The organism is Streptomyces odonnellii (assembly GCF_000981895.1).
In the GTDB taxonomy this organism is placed as follows: Bacteria; Actinomycetota; Actinomycetes; order Streptomycetales; family Streptomycetaceae; genus Streptomyces; species Streptomyces odonnellii.
Window position 1 is genome coordinate 1 of sequence record NZ_LATD01000569.1, and the last position, 4,208, is coordinate 4,208.

Sequence of the window (4,208 nt, forward strand, 5' to 3'; positions counted from 1 at the left end):
ATTGAGGACAAAACGGGGGTCCGGGGGCAAGCCCCCGGACCCCCGTTTTGTCCTCAATCGCCGGACGGGCTGAAAAGAAGAACGCCGAGCAGGGCGGGCACGCGAACGCGGCGGACGGGGCGGGCAGGCGCGCCCGCGACAACGCGGCAAGGCGCGGCCCGCCGCGGCAGCGGCTGATGCCGCTGCGGGCCCACGAGCCCAGCGAGATCCGGACAAGAGGCCCTAGGCCGCGTGTGCCACATAGCGTCGTCCGCCCGCAGAGCGGGGCGGGCGGCGGCTGGTGGAGAGGCCCCTCCCGTGCCGTTCACGCTACCGGGGAGCATCGCAAGGCGGAGGAACCGGCGTTGTGGATGGCCCGGACATCCGACAACGCGGCGAGGCGCCGTGCCGGGCGTCGCGGGCCCGCGAAGACCGCCGGGCAGGGACTAGCGGCGGCGGTGGAGTAGGCGGCCTGATATGGCCGTTGCTATGCAGGTGGTCGCGCCGTGGGTGGTCAGGGTGGGGTACGGGGCGTCCCCCGGCGGCACCGCGAAGATCGCGAAGTCCGCCGCACCGCCCTCCGTCAGCGTCGGCATGAAGACCTCCCCCGCCGGGCGGCCCCCCGCGAGCGGGTCCAGTGTCGGCGGGCCCGGCGGCTCCTCGTACCGGCGCTCGATGCGCAGGCCCGTGCGCGTCACCGCGTCCCGTACCGCCTCGCGCCTCAACTCGCCCGCCACCCCGACCGTGCCGTGCGCCAGCAGCCGCTGGACCCCGCGGCGCGCGCTCGCGCCCCAGCGGGCCTCCGGCATGTCCAGCGCCGCGAGCGCCTCGCCGGTCAGCGGCTCGGTGCCCAGTTCGCCGGCCTCGCGCGGATCAGGGTGGTACGCCTGCTCCAGCAGCTCAGGGCCGTACGGATTGCGCAGCCCCGGCGTCAGCACGCCCGGCCAGTGCCGGACCCGCGCCCCCGGGCTCGCGGCGGCGAGCTTCTCGTACGGGCCGACGGCCGCGACCGTACGCCCCTCGACCAGCACCGCCCCGCCTGGTAGGGGCTCACGGTCCGCGCCGGGCAGCAGCAGGCCGGCGTGGTGAATGACCAGCACGGCGGGCTCAGTTGGCGCTGAGCAGCTTCAGCTCGGGGTGTGCCGTGCCGCCCTCGATCGCCGTCGACGAGATGTGCGAGGCGACACGGTCGTCGACCGGATCGTTCGCCGGGTCGTCGTGCACGACGAGGTGTTCGTATGTCGTGGCGCGCTGCGCCGGCACCCGGCCCGCCTTGCGGATCAGGTCGATGATCTCCAGCCGGTTGGAACGGTGCCTGGCGCCGGCCGACGACACCACGTTCTCCTCCAGCATGATCGAGCCCAGGTCGTCCGCGCCGTAGTGCAGCGAGAGCTGGCCGACCTCCTTGCCCGTGGTCAGCCAGGAGCCCTGGATGTGCGCGACGTTGTCGAGGAAGAGCCGCGCGATCGCGATCATCCGCAGATACTCGAAGAGCGTCGCCTGCGTCCGGCCCTTCAGATGGTTGTTCTCGGGCTGGTAGGTGTACGGGATGAAGGCGCGGAAGCCGCCCGTCCGGTCCTGCACGTCGCGGATCATCCGCAGGTGCTCGATCCGCTCGGCGTTCGTCTCGCCCGTCCCCATGAGCATCGTGGAGGTCGACTCGACACCCAGCCGGTGCGCCGTCTCCATGATCTCCAGCCACCGCTCGCCGGACTCCTTGAGCGGCGCGATCGCCGTACGCGGCCGGGCGGGCAGCAGCTCGGCGCCCGCACCCGCGAAGGAGTCCAGACCGGCGGCGTGGATGCGCCGGATCGCCTCCTCGGCGGAGACCCCGGAAATCCGGGCCATGTGCTCGACCTCGGAGGCGCCGAGGGAGTGGATGACGAGCTGCGGGAAGGCCTGCTTGATGGCGCTGAAGTGCTCTTCGTAGTACTCGACGCCGTACTCCGGGTGGTGCCCGCCCTGGAACATGATCTGCGTGCCGCCCAGCTCCACGGTCTCCGCGCAGCGGCGCAGGATGTCGTCGAGACCGCGGCTCCAGCCCTTGCCGGTGTCCTTCGGTGCGGCGTAGAAGGCGCAGAACTTGCAGGCCGTCACACAGACGTTCGTGTAGTTGATGTTCCGCTCGATGATGTACGTCGCGATGTGCTCCGTACCGGCGTACCTGCGGCGGCGTACGGCGTCGGCCGCGGCGCCCAGCGCGTGCAGCGGCGCCGAGCGGTACAGGTCGAGCGCCTCCTCGGGGGTGATACGGCCGCCGGCCGCGGCGCGGTCGAGGACGCCAGTGACATCTACGGACGTGGGGTCGGCCTTCTCGGTCACCGGCGGGTCCTTCCCAGAGGGGCTGTGACGCCAAGGAGCTATGACGCCGATCCACCCTACGTCAGGGGTACGACACGCCTCGCGGCCGGCCGTACGGCGCAGCCGTCGCTCAGCGCTCAGCCGTCGCTCAGCGCTTGGTGAGCGTGCCCGAGGGAGTGCCCGCCGCCGCCTCGTCGGACTCGTACAGCACCGTGCCGTCCTCCTTGAGGGTGAAGGTCAGTCCGGCTTCGGCGCCGGTGCACAGGCCCTCGGTACTGGTACCGCTCTCGTCGGTGCGCTCGGTGACGCGGAGCTGGCGGGCCGTGCCCGAGACGAACGTGCCGATGCTGCGGCACTCGGTGTCCACGCCGAGGATCGAGAAGGTGTACGTCATCCGCACCACGTCCTCGCCCTTCGCGCCCTCGCTGATCACCGCGGTGGCGTCGCCGTGCGTCACCCCGCTGCTCTCCTTGGTCGGCCCTTTCCAGGTGCCGACGAAGGCCGCGGGCACCTCGGTGACCTGCGGGCCCGTGGCCTGGTCCGGGTCCGCGGCGGAGCCGGAGGGCGCGGGCGTGTACGGCGTCGAAGGCGAGTCGGAATCGCCGGGGGCCTCCGAGGCGGTGGCCCCGGTGGACGGGCCGGTCGCGGCCGAGTCGCCGGAAGGGTCGTTCCCGCTGCCCGGGAAGAGATCGAAGAGGAACGCGCTGCCGATCGTCACGGCGGCCAGCGCGCCCGCCACGGTCAGGGCCACGGTGCAGCTCACCCTGCGCCCACGGCGGCCGGTGTCGCCCGCGCCGGTACCCGTACCGGTCGCGGCACCGCCCGGGCCCGTACTGGTGGCCGTACCGGCATCGGTCGTGAAGGAGACGGACAGCCGCCCGTCGTTCGACCGCCGGCCCGGGAGCGAGCCGTTCGGCGCTGGGTCCGTTCCCGGGAGCCCCGCCGGATCGACGGGCGGGCCGAAGACACCGAGGGCCGGTGCGCCGTTCCCCGTACCCCCGCCGTTGCTGCCCAGGGACGGGTTGCTGAACGGTACGGGCCCCGTCTGCACCGGCGCCGCCGCCTCCAGGTCCAGCAGCCGCACCGCCGCCCGGCTCACCTCCTCGACCAGCGGCCCCGGCAGCCAGCCCGCGGCCACCAGCCCGGCAGCGCCCTCCGGCGCCAGCGCACCCGCGACCTCACGCGGCGCGGGCCTGGCCGACGGGTCCTTCGCGAGGCAGCGCGCGACCAGATCGCGCAGATCGCCCTCCAGGGCGCCCAGCTCGGGCTCCTCGTGCACCACCTTGTAGAGCAGCGCGGCTGAGGAGTCGCCCGGGAAGGGGCTCGCGCCCGTCGCCGCGAACGCGAGGACCGCGCCCAGGGAGAACACATCGGCCGCGCCGGTGACGCCCTTGCCGAGGATCTGCTCCGGCGACATGTAACCCGGCGAGCCGACCGAGACCCCGGTGGAGGTGAGCGAGGCCGTGCCGTCGGTGGCGCGTGCGATACCGAAGTCGATGAGCCGGGGGCCGTCCAGCGCCAGCAGGACGTTCGACGGCTTGACGTCGCGGTGGACGAGTCCCAGGCCGTGGACCGCCACCAGCGCCTCCGCGAGACCCGCGCCCAGCGCCCGTACCGAATGGCCGGGCAGCCGCCCGTGTCCCGCGACGGCCTGGGTCAGCGAGGGGCCCGCCACATAGGCGGTCGCCACCCACGGAACGGCGGCCTCCGGGTCGGCGTCCAGCACCGGCGCCGACCAGCGTGGCCCGTCGGGGCCCGTACCGACGCGCCGCGCCGACTCGACCTCGCGCCGGAAGCGGGCCCGGAACTCCTCGTCCATCGCGAAGTGCGGGTGGACGACCTTCACCGCGACCGTGCGGCCGCCCGCCGAGCGCGCCAGATAGACCCGGCCCATCCCGCCCGACCCCAGTCGTCCGAGCAACCGGTAC

3 protein-coding genes are annotated in these 4,208 nt (G+C 73.5%); all 3 read right to left on the minus strand.

Annotated features, from left to right (window positions below):
• Window positions 1-425 precede the first annotated feature (425 nt).
• Window positions 426-1,079 carry an imidazolonepropionase-like domain-containing protein gene (locus tag WH07_RS35135; protein WP_046509182.1) on the minus strand — a complete coding sequence of 218 codons (654 nt, stop codon included), beginning with the start codon at window positions 1,077-1,079 and terminating at the stop codon, window positions 426-428.
• Between the two features lie 7 nt (window positions 1,080-1,086).
• Window positions 1,087-2,301 (minus strand): cyclic dehypoxanthinyl futalosine synthase, encoded by a 1,215-nt coding sequence (mqnC, locus tag WH07_RS35140; protein WP_046509184.1) that lies wholly within the window; start codon window positions 2,299-2,301, stop codon window positions 1,087-1,089.
• A 127-nt stretch (window positions 2,302-2,428) separates the two neighbouring features.
• Window positions 2,429-4,208: serine/threonine-protein kinase (locus tag WH07_RS35145; RefSeq protein ID WP_046509187.1), on the minus strand; the 1,780-nt coding region annotated here is incomplete at its 5' end.